Source organism: Mesorhizobium waitakense, assembly GCF_056431085.1.
This window is the reverse complement of the sequence record NZ_JBWKME010000055.1, coordinates 1-16,346: the sequence shown is the minus strand read 5'-3', so window position 1 is coordinate 16,346 and position 16,346 is coordinate 1. Positions and strand designations below refer to the sequence as shown.

12 protein-coding genes and 2 pseudogenes are annotated in these 16,346 nt (G+C 58.4%); 10 read left to right on the top strand and 4 right to left on the bottom strand.

All coding sequences use genetic code 11. From position 1 onward, the window contains the following. Positions 1-243 (top strand): PfkB family carbohydrate kinase (locus AC07FD_RS13755; RefSeq protein WP_478350310.1); only part of this gene is annotated, 243 nt, incomplete at its 5' end. A gap of 240 nt (positions 244-483) precedes the next feature. Beyond that, positions 484-794 (top strand): annotated as a pseudogene (locus tag AC07FD_RS13750) (Ros/MucR family transcriptional regulator); the annotation flags it as partial. Between the two features lie 66 nt (positions 795-860). On the opposite strand, the gene AC07FD_RS13745 reads toward AC07FD_RS13750, so the two are convergent. Beyond that, positions 861-1,907, bottom strand: a complete 1,047-nt coding sequence (locus AC07FD_RS13745) for a YopT-type cysteine protease domain-containing protein (RefSeq protein WP_245331118.1) — start codon at positions 1,905-1,907, stop codon at positions 861-863. 139 nt (positions 1,908-2,046) lie between these two features. On the opposite strand from AC07FD_RS13745, the pseudogene AC07FD_RS13740 reads away from it, so the two are divergent. Next, positions 2,047-2,163: pseudogene (locus tag AC07FD_RS13740) on the top strand (MucR family transcriptional regulator); the annotation flags it as partial. A gap of 230 nt (positions 2,164-2,393) precedes the next feature. Here AC07FD_RS13740 and AC07FD_RS13735 read toward each other — a convergent pair. Continuing rightward, positions 2,394-3,254, bottom strand: coding sequence for a MurR/RpiR family transcriptional regulator (locus AC07FD_RS13735; RefSeq protein ID WP_378924343.1), 861 nt, complete (start codon positions 3,252-3,254; stop codon positions 2,394-2,396). 689 nt (positions 3,255-3,943) lie between these two features. On the opposite strand from AC07FD_RS13735, the gene AC07FD_RS13730 reads away from it, so the two are divergent. The 4 genes from AC07FD_RS13730 (at position 3,944) to AC07FD_RS13715 (ending at position 8,920) form a co-directional block, all read left to right on the top strand. Further along, positions 3,944-4,444, top strand: coding sequence for a hypothetical protein (locus AC07FD_RS13730; protein WP_378918460.1), 501 nt, complete (start codon positions 3,944-3,946; stop codon positions 4,442-4,444). Between the two features lie 200 nt (positions 4,445-4,644). After that, positions 4,645-4,968, top strand: a complete 324-nt coding sequence (locus tag AC07FD_RS13725) for a hypothetical protein (RefSeq protein WP_206073717.1) — start codon at positions 4,645-4,647, stop codon at positions 4,966-4,968. Between the two features lie 1,266 nt (positions 4,969-6,234). Further along, on the top strand, positions 6,235-7,515 hold the full coding sequence (locus AC07FD_RS13720) for a M16 family metallopeptidase (protein ID WP_245331116.1): 1,281 nt from the start codon (positions 6,235-6,237) through the stop codon (positions 7,513-7,515). A gap of 4 nt (positions 7,516-7,519) precedes the next feature. Then, positions 7,520-8,920, top strand: a complete 1,401-nt coding sequence (locus AC07FD_RS13715; RefSeq protein ID WP_378976397.1) for a M16 family metallopeptidase — start codon at positions 7,520-7,522, stop codon at positions 8,918-8,920. An 879-nt stretch (positions 8,921-9,799) separates the two neighbouring features. Here AC07FD_RS13715 and AC07FD_RS13710 read toward each other — a convergent pair. Together AC07FD_RS13710 and AC07FD_RS13705 are read right to left on the bottom strand one after the other, a co-directional pair. After that, positions 9,800-11,068 carry a CaiB/BaiF CoA transferase family protein gene (locus tag AC07FD_RS13710; RefSeq protein WP_095085164.1) on the bottom strand — a complete coding sequence of 423 codons (1,269 nt, stop codon included), beginning with the start codon at positions 11,066-11,068 and terminating at the stop codon, positions 9,800-9,802. A 260-nt stretch (positions 11,069-11,328) separates the two neighbouring features. Further along, positions 11,329-12,459 carry a CaiB/BaiF CoA transferase family protein gene (locus AC07FD_RS13705; protein WP_478350309.1) on the bottom strand — a complete coding sequence of 377 codons (1,131 nt, stop codon included), beginning with the start codon at positions 12,457-12,459 and terminating at the stop codon, positions 11,329-11,331. A 393-nt stretch (positions 12,460-12,852) separates the two neighbouring features. Here AC07FD_RS13705 and AC07FD_RS13700 point away from each other — a divergent pair, with 393 nt between their 5' ends. The 3 genes from AC07FD_RS13700 to AC07FD_RS13690 all read left to right on the top strand — a co-directional run bounded on the left by AC07FD_RS13700 (position 12,853) and on the right by AC07FD_RS13690 (position 15,646). Further along, positions 12,853-13,494 (top strand): DUF4143 domain-containing protein, encoded by a 642-nt coding sequence (locus AC07FD_RS13700; protein ID WP_378918467.1) that lies wholly within the window; start codon positions 12,853-12,855, stop codon positions 13,492-13,494. 564 nt (positions 13,495-14,058) lie between these two features. Next, the gene (locus AC07FD_RS13695; RefSeq protein ID WP_378918469.1) at positions 14,059-14,373 is read left to right on the top strand and encodes a helix-turn-helix domain-containing protein; all 315 of its coding nucleotides are present in this window, start codon (positions 14,059-14,061) and stop codon (positions 14,371-14,373) included. Position 14,374: 1 nt separating this feature from the next. Next, a complete protein-coding gene (locus AC07FD_RS13690; protein WP_378918471.1) occupies positions 14,375-15,646 on the top strand; it encodes a type II toxin-antitoxin system HipA family toxin in 1,272 nt (423 codons plus the stop codon). Positions 15,647-16,346 lie beyond the last annotated feature (700 nt).

The following is a 16,346-nucleotide window of genomic DNA, read 5'->3' as shown; positions in this document are numbered from 1 at the left end:
TCGGTCATCGTGCGCGGCGACGAGACCGTGCTCATCCAGGCGACCGCGATCAAGGAACTGGTCGACACGACAGGCGCCGGCGACCTCTATGCCGCCGGTTTCCTGCACGGCTACACACAAGGCCGCGACCTCAAGGCCTGCGGCGATCTCGGCTCGCTGGCGGCCGGGTTGGTGATCCAGCAGATCGGTCCGCGACCGCGGCAGAATTTGCGCCGGCAGGCCGAGCAGGCGAGCTTGCTTTAGGTGGACATTTCAAGGAGGAGCTGCCTGCTTCGTCCTTGAGCAGGCTCGCCCGCCGTGAATGAAATGCCCAAACGCAAGTGACTACTCCTCAAGTGTTTAGCAGGCTAAAGCTTCTCTCCCAACGCGACTATCGATGCCATGACGACAGATAGCAGCTTCTTCAGTTCCACATCCCTCCGAGACGCACGATCCCCTGACACCATCTTCCGTCATAGCTCTTTAAGCCGCCCGGAGAGTTTCATGACAGAACAAGCCGACAAAAACATCGACAACCTCATCGAGCTCACCGCCGATGTCGTCTCAGCGTATGTCTCCAACCAATCCGGTCCCGGTGGGGGATCTCCCTGCCCTGATCGGCTAAGTGCACGCAGCCCTGAGGGGCACGGCCGCAAGCCTCTCGGCAGAAGAGCCGGTTACCCTCAAGCCTGCTGTGCGGATCAGGAAGTCGGTGACACCGGACTACATTTTCTCCCTTGAGGAACGGGAAGAAATTCAAATCGCTAAAGCGCCATCTGTCGACCCATTACAGGCTGACGCCGGATGAACATCGCGGCGATCGGGCCGTGTTCCGCACAGTGACGAAGGTGATATCCAGCCGTCGAAAAGTTCGGCCCGACTCAGTACATCCTTTGTGTGGTGACTGTCGACAAATGCTGCCCGTTTGGGTTCCTGTAACGATTGGTGAGGCTTTGGAACAATGAAGCCATCTCGCGTGATCCAACAGTAAATTCTCCATAATTAGGATCGAAGAGCGTGGTCATTCCATTCGACGCCGTGGTCGCAATTGTGTGTGCACCACCTTGGGCGAAATACAGGCTCAGCAAATGGGTCGATCCGTCTTCGGTGATTTTGTCAAGCATGCGCGAGAAGCTCGAAGGCTCGCCGAATTTGTGTTTCTTCTCTTTTCCGGATGGTGCCAATCCCGCCTCCTGCAACACGGTGTTTTGTGCCTGAAGGTCGGCCTGAGAAGATCCTGCACCCTCGCTTCGCAATACATCCTTGAGGTCCTGATACTGCTGCTGCCGCACAGCCGCTGAGGCATGCCTTTCCGATCCAGGTATTAGCGCATTCATTCGGGCTGACGCGCTGTTGTTGCGATTGAGTAGCCACTCCGCAGTCAGCCCAACGCAGATGCCGTTTTCATTCGCCTGGCTCAATTCGGCCGTCCTGTATTCGAACACGGAGGTGCTCGGCCTCGCCGGAGAAGATGTACTGGCGCTCGTGGTGGAGGAGTTTGAACTGTGAAAAGTTGCATCCGATGTGTGTGGCTTGCTGGCGCAGAGCCCCATTTTGTTGGGCAACGCCTCAGGTGGCAGCGTCCTCCACGGCGCGAGATTTTGCTTGGTATCCGTTGCTGGCGATGTGGGATTCACCAAAGACGGTGGGACTTTGGGATAGCCGTCACGGTCACGTAGCTCCTTAGCATATTTGACCCGCTGATCGCTATCGAGCATAGAAATCGTTTGACCAAAGGGCTTAAGCCCCCCAGAGGGATTATGGCGCTCCATAGTGAGGGGATTTACGGCACCGGCTTGCGGAGCCTTGTTTAGGTGCAGTTCAAAGTCCCCTTGCCCAGCTTGGAACGCTTGCTCCTGGTGCGTCATGGCGTAGGACGCTGCGAAATTTGGATCCAAGGGAAGATCGAGATTGCGAAATGGGTCCATGTTGCCCTCCGAACGGGGTTGGGTTGACTAGCCTTGGCGCTCTGATGTTATCCGGCTTAGCTTTCGAGAAGCTGACGAGCACTCTTAAGGTTTCACATGAGCATTGCCAGGCGCAGTGTTCTTCCGAGGAGACTGCCGTGCGCCAAATTACGCCGCGGCATGCTCGGCATTGGCCAAGACGGTGGGGGTCGGCCGCAAACCGAAACAGCCGGAAATGCCTGAGCCGGCGCCGGCGAAGCGGACCCTCGCGGCTTAATTTCATTGTCTGGACTTTTTTCGAAGCGCGCAGCTGCCACCGGCATGATCTGCGCAGAATATGAAAGGCGGGATTAGCCGCGCTATTTGCGCGGCGTTTGCCGAGGCGTCTACCCTTTTGCGGCTGGATTAGGAGCTTGGAAGGCGTTGTCGGACGAACCATCTGGACGACCTCCGGAAAATCACTGTTGCCGGCAGCCTGGCTGGCGCCATGCCCGTTCGATCCAGATGCTATCGGCGAGGCTTCCAATAAATGCCGAAAGCGGCAAGCCGCTCTTCCGATTGTTTTACCCGCTCTGCGGCATCCGTTTCGGACCGCCCGGCCGTCAGTGCCGCCAGAAGCTCGACGGCGGCGAACGCCGGCGCCATGCTTCGGAAGAACGACTGCGAATTCGACGTAACGATGATGGTTTCCCGCGCGATCCGGGCCAGCGGTGACACGCTGCTGTCGGTGATTGCCACCACGCCGACCCCCTGCCGAGCCGACTGGCGCGCCACGTCGACCGTCGTACGTTCATAAGGCGACATGCCTACAGCCAGAAGCACGTCGCCACGTCCGGCGTGCTGAAGGACATCCAGACCCTGTCGGCCCATCTCGCTGACAAGCGTCACCTTGCGGTCACCGCCAACCACAAACGACATCATGTGAACGAAGTGGCTCGCGACCGGATGAGCGGAGCGCGAGCCGAGGCCGAACAGATTGCGTGATCTTGCAAGCAGGTCGGCGGCGGCGATGAACTGCATGGCATTGCCGTATTCACCGAGGCTTGAAATCTGGGCCGCGAGCGTGTCGGCAATGACCCCGACAGTCGAACATCCCAGAGCGCCATCGTTTTCGACGCCCTGTCGCGCCGGCTGACCGGCGATTGTCTCACGCAGCGCCCGCGCGTAAAGGCTGCGCATATCCTCGTAGCCGTCAAGGCCAAGCCATCGCGCCAGCCGCATCATGGTGATATGCGAAACGCCGGCCTGGTTCGCCTGCTCGCGCATCGACATCAGCGCGACATCCTTAGGATGGTCGAGCACGAAACGCGCAGCGACCCGCAGCTGCGGCGGCATATTCTCGAACTGTTCGACCAACAGCTCGGCCAAAGGACCCTTTTCCAATCTGAAATACCTCATTCGCCCAATTGCATATCTCTAGAAACAATTGGAACTTGTAGTGCCCTTAAGTATCGCAGCGTTCCGGCACTTTGCCGACGCAGGGGTCGATTCCGCTAATGCGCACGGTAATACCTTGCTGACAGCCGCGCACCGAACTCGAGAGCACGATCCCGGCTGCGAACGCAATCTGCGGCGTTGCCGCTACGCCGGCCTCGCCATGACCGGAATGTCGCCCGTCCACATATCGCCCTAGCACGGCTGGCGCGAGATTTGGATCGAATGGATCGAGCTTGCGAACTCGTGATTACCCCTTCAAATAGCGGTAGGTTGGTTAGCTAGCGGTAGGTTGGTTAGCTAGCGGTAGGTTGGCTAGCCTTTCGCGTTCGCATGCTATTCGGCTCAGCTTTCGAGAAGCTGACGAGTCCTCTTGAGGAATTCCAAAAGCAAATTGCCTCGCCATATGTCTTCAACAGCGCGTTGCGGCACGTTTTGGCGCTCTATAACTGGACCATCCGAATGCAGCTGGTCGACATGCGCAACTCCTGCAGTCCAATCCGCGCGCGGAAGATGGGTGCGCCGCCGCCGGGATTACTCCACGGAGCAGATCCGGCAAATTGCGGCCCACATCTTCTATCCCGTGTTTGAGGCGCCGCCTGAAATAGATCACCTAGAGGCGCTTGCAAGCCGAACATGGCTCCAGTCAAGAGGCAGGTGTTAACCGCCAACGACCAGATGCAGGAGCTCTGCAATTTCATGGGCATCCGGTTTCTGACCATGCCCGCCCCAGCGACCTGGCCAAGGCGGAATTCGGCCATTTCGATCTGGAGAAGCTTGTCTGGCCCAAGCACAACGTCAAAGGCATCAAGCTGCCCGTTCGCTCTACGAGTACACCTACCGTGCGGTGCCGATCCATCTCAGGGTTGCTGGGATGGTGCAGGCCCAACGTCTGCGCTGGCCTAAAATCAAAATCCTGTTCCCGCGTCCCCGACCACCAGCTCTACGACCTCAAGCGGATCGCGATCTCTCTGATGTTGACGGGCCAGGGAGTATCGCATGAGGCCATATCGCACTACGTCGACCACAAGGGGGATCTCGAAACGACGATGATCTACGATCTTGGCTTGATCGACCCCTTGCTTCCGGCCACCGAAAGGCTCGGCGCCCTTTTCGGCATTTAGGCTCTGATCACAGTAGGAAGCTCGAACAGCATTCTTACCTCGGGCCGCCGTCTCCTGATCGGAGAGGCAGCACGAGAGCGCTGAGGGCTTGGATTGCGACCAAATCAACTTTGATCTGGATCACAATCGAACGATCCGTCAGATTCGGGTCAGGCTCGTACACTACGAGTGCGATGATTGCACACTAGGAGTACGTTGATATGGGCTACCAGAAGAAATCAGAAAAGCGAGTTGGCCGCTCACATTTGCAGTTGGCCACCATCGACGGCGCATTCCTGCCTACTCTACAATTGTCCCTCTACCAGCGGGAGGGTCCTACGCCGACGAAGAAGTCCTTTTTCCAACAATTGCTCCTGGATTTTGCTTTCGCTTGCGAACTATATTATCCGGTTCAGCAATATGAACGTTTCGCAATGGAGGAGGAAGATAGCCGCGATGCACAGCCTCAATTCGAATCAATCCACGCACCCAATTCCCGCACGTCCCGCCTCACCCCGAAGATTCAGGAACCTCGGAATCCGTGAGCTATGATGATGCCTTCCACAATGCCAATGCTCGCCAGTCCCGCAGCCAGTACCTTTGCACAGAGGATTTGACGGTTTCGGCGGGTTGTAACCTGGGTAGGCTGTCGGGTTCGACGAGAGGTTTGACCTGCTGCCAGTTCAATACCGCGCGAGGCCAGGGTGGATCAATCGAGCGCGCTCGAGGGTGAGCCACCATCTGATGGACAGAGGGCGCGGTGACGCGGCAGAAGAGCTGCGTGTCGCGTTCGGCCGGCGAGCGACCGTTGAGCGCTGTAGGTCCAGATGAACGCGAGATACTGGCCTTGCTTTCGGTTAAGCAGGGTAGCGGCTGTCTGCCAAGGAATTGATTCATTTTCTGATTCTTCCAGAACCTCCGCAATTGAGAAGGAGGCCATTCCGATGAATGCACTCTATCGCGTCGATCTCGACCAACCCGGACCTGTCGACCCACACGCCCGCGCCTTATCAGGCTCTGCCGCCATTGGAGGCGGGAAGCATCCTGCGACGGCTGGAATACAATTACACGCCCACGCATGCCAGCAGGCTTAACAGGTCGAGATCGAGATCGGCGTCCTGCGCAGTCAATGCCCCGACCGCCGTATCGAAAGTTGTGACAGCCCATTGCCAATCGTCGCCGCTAGGGAAAACCAGCGAAATAACAGCGGCGCCGGCGTCAATTGGATATTCTAAAGCGAACAGGCCCGCCTCAAAATGGCCAAAGCCTATCCAATGCCCACCGGCAAAGTGTCATAATCCCTGTGCAGAGCCACGAGTGGCCGCACGCTCAATGCCCTTCCGCGCCAGCAAAGTATCGTCCCAAACCGCAAGCGCTCGCATCCAGCGCCGTCCGATATCCGACAATGTGGGATACGCGACATTCGCGTATCCATTGCTCAGAAACGGTTCTCATTTGGCACGGGACGTGCGTGCAACCAAACCGCGTGCCCGCCAAGGAGAAGCTGTCGCATGGTCACATCACCGAAAAAATCCGCCGCCGGTCTCCCGGCTCGGGAGAAGGACGCACGAGTAAGCCCTTGCAACATGGATCCGATTGCTCACCCGAGTGGGCGCTGCCCGCTGCTCCACCTTCTCCCACAAGGAAAGACGGACACCGAGCACCTTCAACATGAGGAACAAATCACCTTACCTGGAACCTTGCCGATCATCTCACCGCCACAATCGGAGCCGTGGACCAAAGTTCCGTTTCACCGGCTGCGCAGGGCATTTATTGCGACCGCGTTGATTCTCGCGACGACCGCTCCGGTTTTGGCTGCCAACGACGACGGCAGGGTGACGTTCCTGCTCTACAACGGAATGGAGGTGGTCGTCATCCCCGATCATCATGCGCCGATCGTCACTCATATGGTGTGGTACAAGATCGGCAGCGCCGACGAGTCGCCCGGCAAGTCCGGCATCGCGCATTTCTTCGAGCATCTGATGTTCAAGGCTACGGCCAATCACGCCGCTGGCGAGTTGACCCGCGCCGTAGCCGAGATCGGCGGATCAATTAACGCCTTCACCAATCGCGATTTTACCGCCTTCTTCGAGACAGTAACACCGTCGGCATTGGAGCAGATGATGGGCTTCGAGGCCGACCGTATGCGCAACCTCATCCTCACCGACGACGTCGTCAAGATCGAGCGCGACGTGGTCCTGGAGGAACGCCGTTGGCGCATCGAGACCAATCCGGGGGCTATACTTGACGAGGCGGTCGATGCCACACTTTGGCAGAACCAGCCCTACCGCATCCCGGTCATCGGCTGGATGCATGAGATTGCGCAGCTTAACCGAACCGACGCCGTCGCCTTCTACAACAAATATTATAGCCCCAACAACGCCGTGCTGGTGGTAGCCGGCGACGTCGAGCCGGAAACGGTGAAGGTGCTGGCCGAGAAGACCTATGGCAAGGTCCCGCGTGGACCGGAGCTGCTGCCGCGAGTCCGGCCGGTCGAGCCTCAGCAGAACACGAAGCGCACAGTGACGCTGACCGACGCGCGCGTTTCGGTGCCTCGCTTCTCAACACATTGGGTGGTTCCGTCCTATCGCACGGCCGAGCCCGGCGAGGCTGAGGCGCTCGATCTGCTGGCCGAGATCCTCGGCGGCGGCAGCCGCAGCCGGCTCTATCAAGCGCTTGTGGTGAAAGAGGGCGTCGCCACCGGGGCCAGCGCCCGATTCCAGGGGGCCTCGCTTGATGCCACGAAGTTCGCGATCTCCGTCTCGCCGCGCGGCGATGCAAAGCTCGCCGATCTGGAAGCCGCGGCGGGTGCCGAAGTCGCCCGGATCGCCAAGGATGGCGTTGGCAATGACGAGTTGGACATGGCTAAAGACCGCTTAAACCGCTCGGAGATCTTCGCCCAGGATCAGCAGTCCTACATCGCCAACATATATGGATCCACGCTTGCCACCGGCGGCACTCTGAAAGATGTCGAGGAATGGCCGGACCGCATCCGCAAGGTCACCGCCGATCAGGTCAAAGCCGTTGCAGCCCGCTATCTCGTGCCTGGCCATTCGACCACCGGCTATCTCGTTCCCAAGACGGAGAATTGATGTGATGACGAACCACCAACACCGCGGCACCTTTGCATCTGCCTCCCCTGCTCTCCTTGTGGGAGATGGGAGGACCGCACGCCACGCCACCCTGCTGGCCATCCTGCTCCTCGCCGTCGTCTTCCTCATCCTGCCAGGGCTCACCGCCCAAGCGGCTGCGATGAACCTCCAGGTGGTGAAATCTCAAAAAGGCATCAACGCCTGGCTGGTAGAGGACCATACGGCACCCATCATCACCATCGGCTTTGTCTTCGATGGCGGCACCGCGCAGGACCCGGTGGGCAAGCTAGGGCTTGCCAATCTAATGGCCGGCCTCTTCGACGAAGGCTCGGGCGAACTCGACAGCAATGCCTTCCAACTGAAGCTCGATGGCGCCGGCGCCGAGATGGGCTTCAACGCATGGCGCGACGGCATCTATGGCTCGATGCGCATGCTTTCCGAACGGAAGGATGCGGCCTTCGACCTGCTCAGGATCGCGATCAACAGGCCCCGCTTCGATCAGGAGCCGGTCGACCGCGTCCGCGCCCAGATTCTTTCCAGCATCATCGCCAAGGAGCGCGAACCTCATGCGATCGCTGAGCTTGTATGGCGCCGCAGAATCTACGGCACGCATCCTTATTCGAGGCCGAGTAAGGGCACCAAGGAAAGCCTCGCCGGTATAACGCCGGCGGATCTAAGCGCCTTCCACACGGCCATGTTCGCCCGTGACGGGCTACACGTTGCGGTCGTCGGCGACATTGATGCCAAGGCCCTGAGTGAAAAGCTCGACCAATTGTTCGCCAATTTGCCTCAGAAGCAGGCGCTCGCCCCGGTCCCCGACATCGCCCCGAAGCTCGGCCAGTGGACGTTGGTCGCATACGACCTGCCGCAGACTTCGCTTCAGCTGGCTTTTCCCGGCATCGGACCCAACGACCCGGAATTCTATGCTGCGCAGCTGATAAACGATATACTCGGAGGCTTGCCATTTACCTCACGTCTGTTCCAGGAGGTGCGCGAAAAGCGCGGCCTTGCCTACGATATCGGGTCCAACCTGGAAGGCTACCAGCATTCCGACGCGCTTGTCGTGACCACGTCGACGCGCGCCGACAGGGCCGCCGAGACGCTAGGCGCAATACGTCAAGTTATCAAGGAGTTGGCGGAAAAAGGGCCGACAGAGACCGAGCTCGAGGCGAGCAAGAAATATTCCATCGGCGCCTATGCTATCAATAATCTGGATTCCTCCAGCTCGATTGCAGCCACGCTCATCGGTTTGCAGCTCGACAAGCACGGCATCGACTACATCCAGCGCCGTCCCGCGCTAATCGAGCAAGTGAATCTCGACCAGGTCAAGGCGACGGCGAAGAAGCTGCTTTCGGCCGAGCCCGCCATCATGGGCGTTGGCCCGCGGCTGGACATCAAAGGATAAAGCCTGGATTCCAATTTCGCCGTCCTTCTCCCGCTGAGAGGCTTTCGGCAGAAGCGCAGTCCGGCCCCGTGGCTAATGGGATCTCATAAGATCGGCGAAAGGCAATTTCGCGGACCAAATGAGCCCTTACCAGCCAAGTCGCCAGATTGCGGCAAGCTCCTGCCCATACGAGCCTCTCTTCGCGCGGACTGGCCAATGAAAGTCGGCGCGGGGTCGCCAGCATCCACCGTCTGCCGCTGGCGAAAACATGTCGCATTGCTCAATTTTTTCAGCGACGAAACCCGAGCCGTCGACTAGCGACTTCAAACGTACTTCCTTCCCACTCGGGGACGGTAGTCTACCCGCTGTTTCGTCAAGGCCCTATTCGGACCTGGAAGTCGCGGAATACACACTGCCCATAATCGCTGCGTTAGGAAGGTGACCGGTATTGCCCCTGTGCCTTGCCATGATCCGCCACCTGAAATCGCCCGACCTGTTTGGCGCGATCGACCGTGTGCTTGCGCTTGGTATCCTCTTCCGACCAACGCTCATGTCGTCTGAGCAGAGCGCTGGGGTGCCCCCTGCGACCCGCCCTTTGGACGAGCAAAGGGACGCAAGATCGCACCCGAGCACGCGAGTAAAAGAAGCGCCCAAGGACCTCTTGGCCGCGGATCTTAATAATGTCGTGGTTCGTGTCTTAGCGGAAACGGCGGATCGCGATCGCAGGAATTGGAGCATGATGCCGCGACGTTCGACAGCGCGAACACATTTGTATCGGCGTAGCAGGCTTCGGCAGTGGTATGCCGACGGGCAATCCTGTGGCTTTCGTGATGGCGTCTTCGCTGGCATTCAAGATCAGCAGCGACGCAAATGTCCTATATTGCGTCTCGGTTCGAATCGCTATGTCCGATTCTCCGGGCTGCCGGGCACACGAACTGCGCCGCTAGCAATCATCGCATCGATGCGGTCTTGATTGATCCCCGTCTCGCGCAGAACCTCCACTGAATGCTCGCCGAGATCGGGGGCAGGACGATTGAAAACGAGTGCAGAGCCTGAAAGCTTCAGCGGCTCCAGCGCGACGCGATAGCGGCCGCCGTAGCTGTGTTCGACGTCGCGGACCAGTTCGCTGGCCACATCAGGATCGGCCAGCGCCTGATCGATACTGCGTACAGGGGCCAGCAGGATACCCGTGGGTGCAAGGCGCGTAAGCGCATCATCGCTGGTCAGCTGACGCAGACGACCTGACAGGATACCGGCGATCTGGTCCCGGTTTGTCCAAGGGCCCTTCCCCGCCAGCAGCGGTATGATCTGCTTGCTGAGGCCCAACGCGGCGGCAAGATCGGGGAGGGATGCGGAGTAAGCCACCAGAGCAATCGCCCCGTCCAAGGTGGAATAGATGCCGTAAGGCGCTGGCTGGTGACTGTGGCTAATGCCATTTCGCCCTCGACTTGCCGGCTCCTGTGCGTTCAGCGCATAGCAAGACTCCGACGCCAGCAAGTGAAGCGCGCACGACATCATATCCACACGCACCCACTGACCAAGCCCTGTCTGATCGCGCTGGCGCAATGCCGCCTGAACGCCGATGACTGCTTGTGATGCTGTGTAGGTATCAACAACGTAGGCACCGGCAGGAACGGGCGGACCATCGGCTGCCCCACCCAGGCTGGCGATGCCCGACAGGGCTTGGATAATCAGATCCAGCGCCGGCTTGTTTCGGCTTGGGCCTGCAGGACCATAAGCAGCTATCGAGCAATAGATTATTCCAGGGTGCTCCGCGAGAACGGCGGAACTGCCTATACCCATCCGCTCCAAGACTCCGGGTCGGAAATTTTCCAGAATGACATCCGCCTGGGAGATCATCTCGCGAATGACCGCTTGTGCCTCAGGCGTTTTCAGATCAATGGACAGTGAACGCTGGTTGCGATTCATGCCCAAGAAATAGGGGCTGGGTGCGTCTGGGTCCGCCGTCGGCTCCTTGATCCATTTACGCTGATAATCGCCGGCCGGCGCCTCGATCTTGACGACTTCCGCCCCAAGCGAACCAAGATACTGCGCTGCGATTGGTCCTGCCGCGTAGTGCGTGAATGCCAAGACGCGAATACCCTTCAGTGGGGGCACGTGATCCTCCTCCTGCGGGCGGGCTTTCGTTCCTATAGAAGTATTTTGCATTTGAGTGCCTCCATTGGTCCCGGTTTCTTTGCCGATTCATAGCTGCGGTTGTTCGTCGAGATGTGCTCCCAGAACCCACCCACTCGCGCTCGTCCCCTGCTCACACGGCAAACGCGGCGCACGCGTCAAGCGCCGGCGCGGCGCCCCCATGATCGCCGCGATATGGACGACCGTGAATCAAATGCCTGTGGCCGAACTATCAGGAATTGCTCAAGTTGCGGGCACTCCCAGGGATAGTGAGAGAAGTGTCCCGCGACTGATCAATTCGGGTGGTCGCGTCCGGTCCTGCTGGATTCGCAGCGGGACAAAATTTCCTGAGTGTGCTCGCCGAGCTTTGGCGCGGGAAGCCGAATTCCGGTTTTGTAGCAGTCGAATTGCAGCGGTTGGTTCAGGTGCCATTCGTCGCCGTCCTCCGAGCTAAGCCGGACAAATAGGTCTCGTGTGCACAATTGCGGATCTCTCGCGACTTCATTCAGGTGAAGCACATCCCCCCAAGGAATCTCGATCGTATTAAAAATATCTGCCCACGCCTTTCGCGTTTCCTTGGCGATCGCGGTAGCAAGTTGAGCGCGATAGTCAGAAGCGTATTGTAGGCGGTCCTGACGGCTTGCCGAGGCCAGTTGCGCCAGACCAGTCGCCCGGCACAAAGCCTGCCAGTAGTGATCTTCATGCACGATGCTGAGCGTAATGAGCTTGTTATCTGCGCAAGCGAACGTCCCATTGGCGGGTTCGTCCGTGTACACCTCTGCCATTGGTCTTCCGTTTAGGCTCGCGTAGAGATACGGCGTCATCCATGACACCAGACTATCGGTCATAGCCAGATCGATGTAGCAGCCGAGTCCGGTTCGCTCCCGCGCCAGTAGAGCCGAAACCACACCCAGTGCTGCCAGGGTGCCCGAGGCGAGATCGGCAAGGGGCAATTGAAACTGTGCTTGCGGGTGACCGGTTCGACCCTGCTGAATTAGAACCCCGGCCAACCCTTGGCAGGTGAGGTCGTGGGCTGGGCGCCTGCGGTAAGGGCCATTCTGACCGAAGCCAGTCAATGAGAGATATATCAAACGGCGATTTACAGAACTGAGTTCCTCGTAACTCAATCCGAGTTTTTTCATTACGTCCGGCCTATAGCCTTCGATAATAACGCCTGCAGTTTTACTCAACTCGAGTAAGGATTCCTGACCGGCTGCTGACTTAAGATCAAGGACGACACTTCGCTTGTTGCGGCTCAACGAGGAAAAAAGGCTTTTGTGCTTTCGGGCCGGATCACCTCCGTCGGGCCTTTCGATCAGAATGACATCTGCGCCTAGATCTGCAAGCAGCAAGGTAGCATACGGACCAGGATACTGTTCCGCCAGGCTGAGTATTTTCACTCCTTCGAGTGGTGATTCGGACACGAGAACCTCCACACAATCTTTTCCAAGTGTTGAGCGCGGCGCTTGTGGCGCCCCGTAAATTATGATGAGGGGAGCTTACCCAATTCAATGTTGCAACAGTGATAAGAGTTCGCGAATCATCGTAACTCACGGCCATTCCCGTATCGACGGTTGATGGGGCTTAATCGACCGCGGCCGCCGCGTTGGACGAAAAGCCGGCCGCTTCTTGCTCTTGGGATCGGCATGGATCGATCTCCTGAAGCAGTCGGGCGAAAGCCTCGCCGGCCGCATCGCCTATCTCGAGATGCGCCCGATCGACGGTCTGGAAGTCAGCGCCGCCGCTCTTGGGCCGCTATGGGTGCGCGGCGGCTTTCCAGACAGCTTTCTGGCCACTAACGACCGCACCAGTCAACGATGGCGGCAGGATTTCCTCCGCACCTATCTGGAGCGCGACATCCCCCTCCTCGGTCCGCGCATTCCGGCCGAGACGCTGCGCCGCTTCTGGACAATGCTGGCCACCACCAGGCCGGCCTACTCTACGCAGCCGAGTTCGCCCGCGCGCTCGGCGTCGACGGTAAGACCGTCGCGTCCTATCTTGATCTGCTCGTCGATCTCCTGCTGGTGCGCCGGTTGGAGCCGTGGCACGCCAATGTCGGCAAGCGTCTGGTCAAATCCCCCCGCGTTTATGTCCGCGACAGCGGCATCACCCATACGCTGCTCGGTCTCGCAACTCAGGAAGACGTGCGCGGACATCCAGTGGCCGGCGCCTCCTGGGAAGAGTTTGTAATCGAAGGCCTCACTGCCGCCGGCACCCTAAGCAACTTCTACCGAACAGCTGCGGGTGCGGAGATTGACTTGCTACTAACGCCGCCGGGCCAGCGCCTCTGGGGCATCGAAATCAAGGCGCAGCCTGACGCCAAGGGTGGAAAAAGGGCCTGCGAGGACCTTATTCCGGAGCAGCGCTTCGTTGTCTTTCCGGGATCGGAGCATTTTCCGCTCCAGCATGGCGTCGAAGCAGTGCCCTTGCAGGATCTGGGCCGGGCCGTACTTGACTAAGCATGATGCAGGTCTGGCATTTCGGTCAGGGCGAAGCTCAAGCTCCCTCCACCCCACGATTGCGGCGGCTAGCCTTATTTGTGATCGGCCTCATCGGCCTTACGTTCGGCTTCACCAGCCTAATGGGGGATCCTCGCCTCAAGGCGGTCCATCGATGACACGAAAGAGAGGTGGATCGCACTTAATAACGTTTGAGGAGAGTGATTTCCAAAGCTCGGTCCCAGGCCTTCGGGAATAATCAAACTTTTTTGTGGTGACGGGCGTATGCTTTCGATCGGTATAATATTTCTTTGGGCAGTTCTGAGTGTCTGTCACTTAGTGATTTACATTATTTCGGAATTAGGTAGCAAGTGCCACCAACCATCACCTCAACATTACTGGGTTCGTCTTCCAATCCGTGATGCTCAGGACGGGATCAACATGGCTTACAAGCCGCGTTGATGAATGCATGAGGCTGCGTCAGAATCTTTTCACATTCGTGGAGGTAGGTAGCCACCCCTTGAATTCGGCTTTGAAAAGAACATATATGTTCTTATACGACGAAGTATGAGGAACCTTACGTTTATGTCAAAGAGCTCCACATCGCTTGAAATCCTCACCGATGCAACGGTGGTTGCGCTGGAAACACTTGGCTCTCATCTGCGCATCGCCCGCGAGCGTAGAGGAGACAGCCTGAAGACCATGGCCGCGAGGATGGGCACTTCGATCCCTACGCTGCGCAGGATGGAGGCGGGCGATGCAAAGGTGTCAATAGGTGTTTATGCCGCGGCGCTTTGGATTTTTGGGAAGTCCGAAAAGCTTGCTGAGGTTCTCAAGCCTAGCGAGGACGAGTACGCCACGATGCTCGATGTGAACCGGGCGAGCCGAAAGAGAGGATAGTATGAACGACTTCCGAGAAAACTTTCTTGCGGTCTGGTATCTCGAAAATCCGATCGGGCCGCGCCTCGTCGGCCGGGTGAAGCTCGAGGCGGGCAATCGGAGATGCCTTCTTGAACTGGATGAGGAGTGGAAGCGTTCGGGATTCCCTCTCTCTCCGGATCTCACCCATGACAAGAAGGTGCATGCTCCCTTGAGGGACATGGTGACTCCTGGCGCAATCGAAGACGCTATGCCGGATCGCTGGGGGGAGCGTATGATCAGGGTCGTCTCTCGCCCCTCGCGCATGAGCCCACTCGACAAGCTCTGGTATGCGGGCGACCGCCGTTTCGGTGCGCTTGGGATGTCTTCCAGCTTCGATGAATATCGTCCCGTCGACGAACAGCCGCTCATGAGTGTGGATTCCCTTCAGGAAGCGGAGGCGCTGATTGCACGCGTCCTCGAGCGTGAACCTCTCAGCGAGCGAGAAAGACAGCTCATCGCCAGCGCCGGCAGCATGGGCGGCGCCCACCCCAAGATGCTGATCGAAGCTGATGGAGAAGAGTGGATCGCCAAGTTTCCTCGCGGCAGCAACGTGGATCAACTCCTTGTCGAGCATGCCTGCATGGAACTGGCGCGCAGAGCCGGATTACACGTCGCATCGTCACAGGTTATCCCCGGCGGTATCGATCATATTCTGACGGTCCGTCGTTTTGACCGTGTTGGAGGTCTCCGCGTCCACGCTGTTTCAGCACGCACGATGCTGGCCTCGGAGGCCGACGACAGCTATGCCACCATCGCGGCGATCATCCGGCGCCATGGAGTCGCCGACTGCATCCAATCGATGCAACGAGAACTATTCCGCAGAATGGCGTTCAACATCATGATAGACAACACTGACGATCACACGAAGAACCACGCCTTTCTCCATACCGAGGACGGATGGCTGCTGTCGCCGGCTTTCGACATTCCGACGCAAATGAACGGTCTCGGACAACAGGCGATCCAGATCTCTCCGAACCCCAGGTTTCTGAACGACTTCAGTATCACACACGCCATGGCGGCGGCGCCTCACTTCGGCATGTCAAAAGAGGATGCTCAGCACGAATGGAACCAAGTGGCCGGATGGATCGGAAGATGGCAGGACATTTTTTCAGAATTCGGCGTCGCCGGGGTCGACATCGACTACCTTGGAGACATCTTGGATTCGCCGGCGATGCTCGAGCATCGTCGAGAGGCCATAGAACCGTCTAATATCGGTTCACCTGATGCGCCGAACGACAGATGTCGCCCCTAGACTGGCACGTTTCGCGGGGGCTGAACTTGGTGCCAGTTGCTACCTAATTCTGCATTATTTCGTAATAATTTCTGGTATTATCCAGATTGTGTTTCTGATCAGATCACGTTTTTCATCAAAACCAGAAGAGTAGGCGCTCCCAAAATGGCGGCGTGACCCTCGCCTGGGTCTCTTCTTGATAAGGAATGAGCCGCTGATAGGCGCGCAAGGCCTTGCTCTTCCACTCCGCCGTCTTGTCCTCGCCGGCATCGAGGTCACCCGCGGGACGTGATCTCGGTGGTGAGTGGTCTCCTTTCCGGCGCTCTAACGCCGGATGATTCCAGGTTTGACATCCCCGGAGACTACGCCGACTCCCAATTCCAACCACTTCCAGACAGTACCATCGGATGCCCGGCAGGAGACTGAGCTCACTGCCGGGCCGGGTAGGCCTTGGGAGGTGGCGTAAGTCAGCGGTTTTCGTGGCCGTGGGACGACTTCCTCAGCCCGAACGCGGTTTGCCTGTAGCCGTGCATGTACTGTGCCAAAGCAAAAAGGCGTTCAAATACATCCGATAGATCAGAGCCTGCTGCGTTGCGTATCCGACATTGTCAGGTATCGGACGACACTGAACGTGTCTGAACGTTTGAATGGCGGATGAACCAGCTTCTCCGTAAGCGGTTAGCTGACGGCGTCTGGTTTGAAGTTCCAGGGCATGAGCATT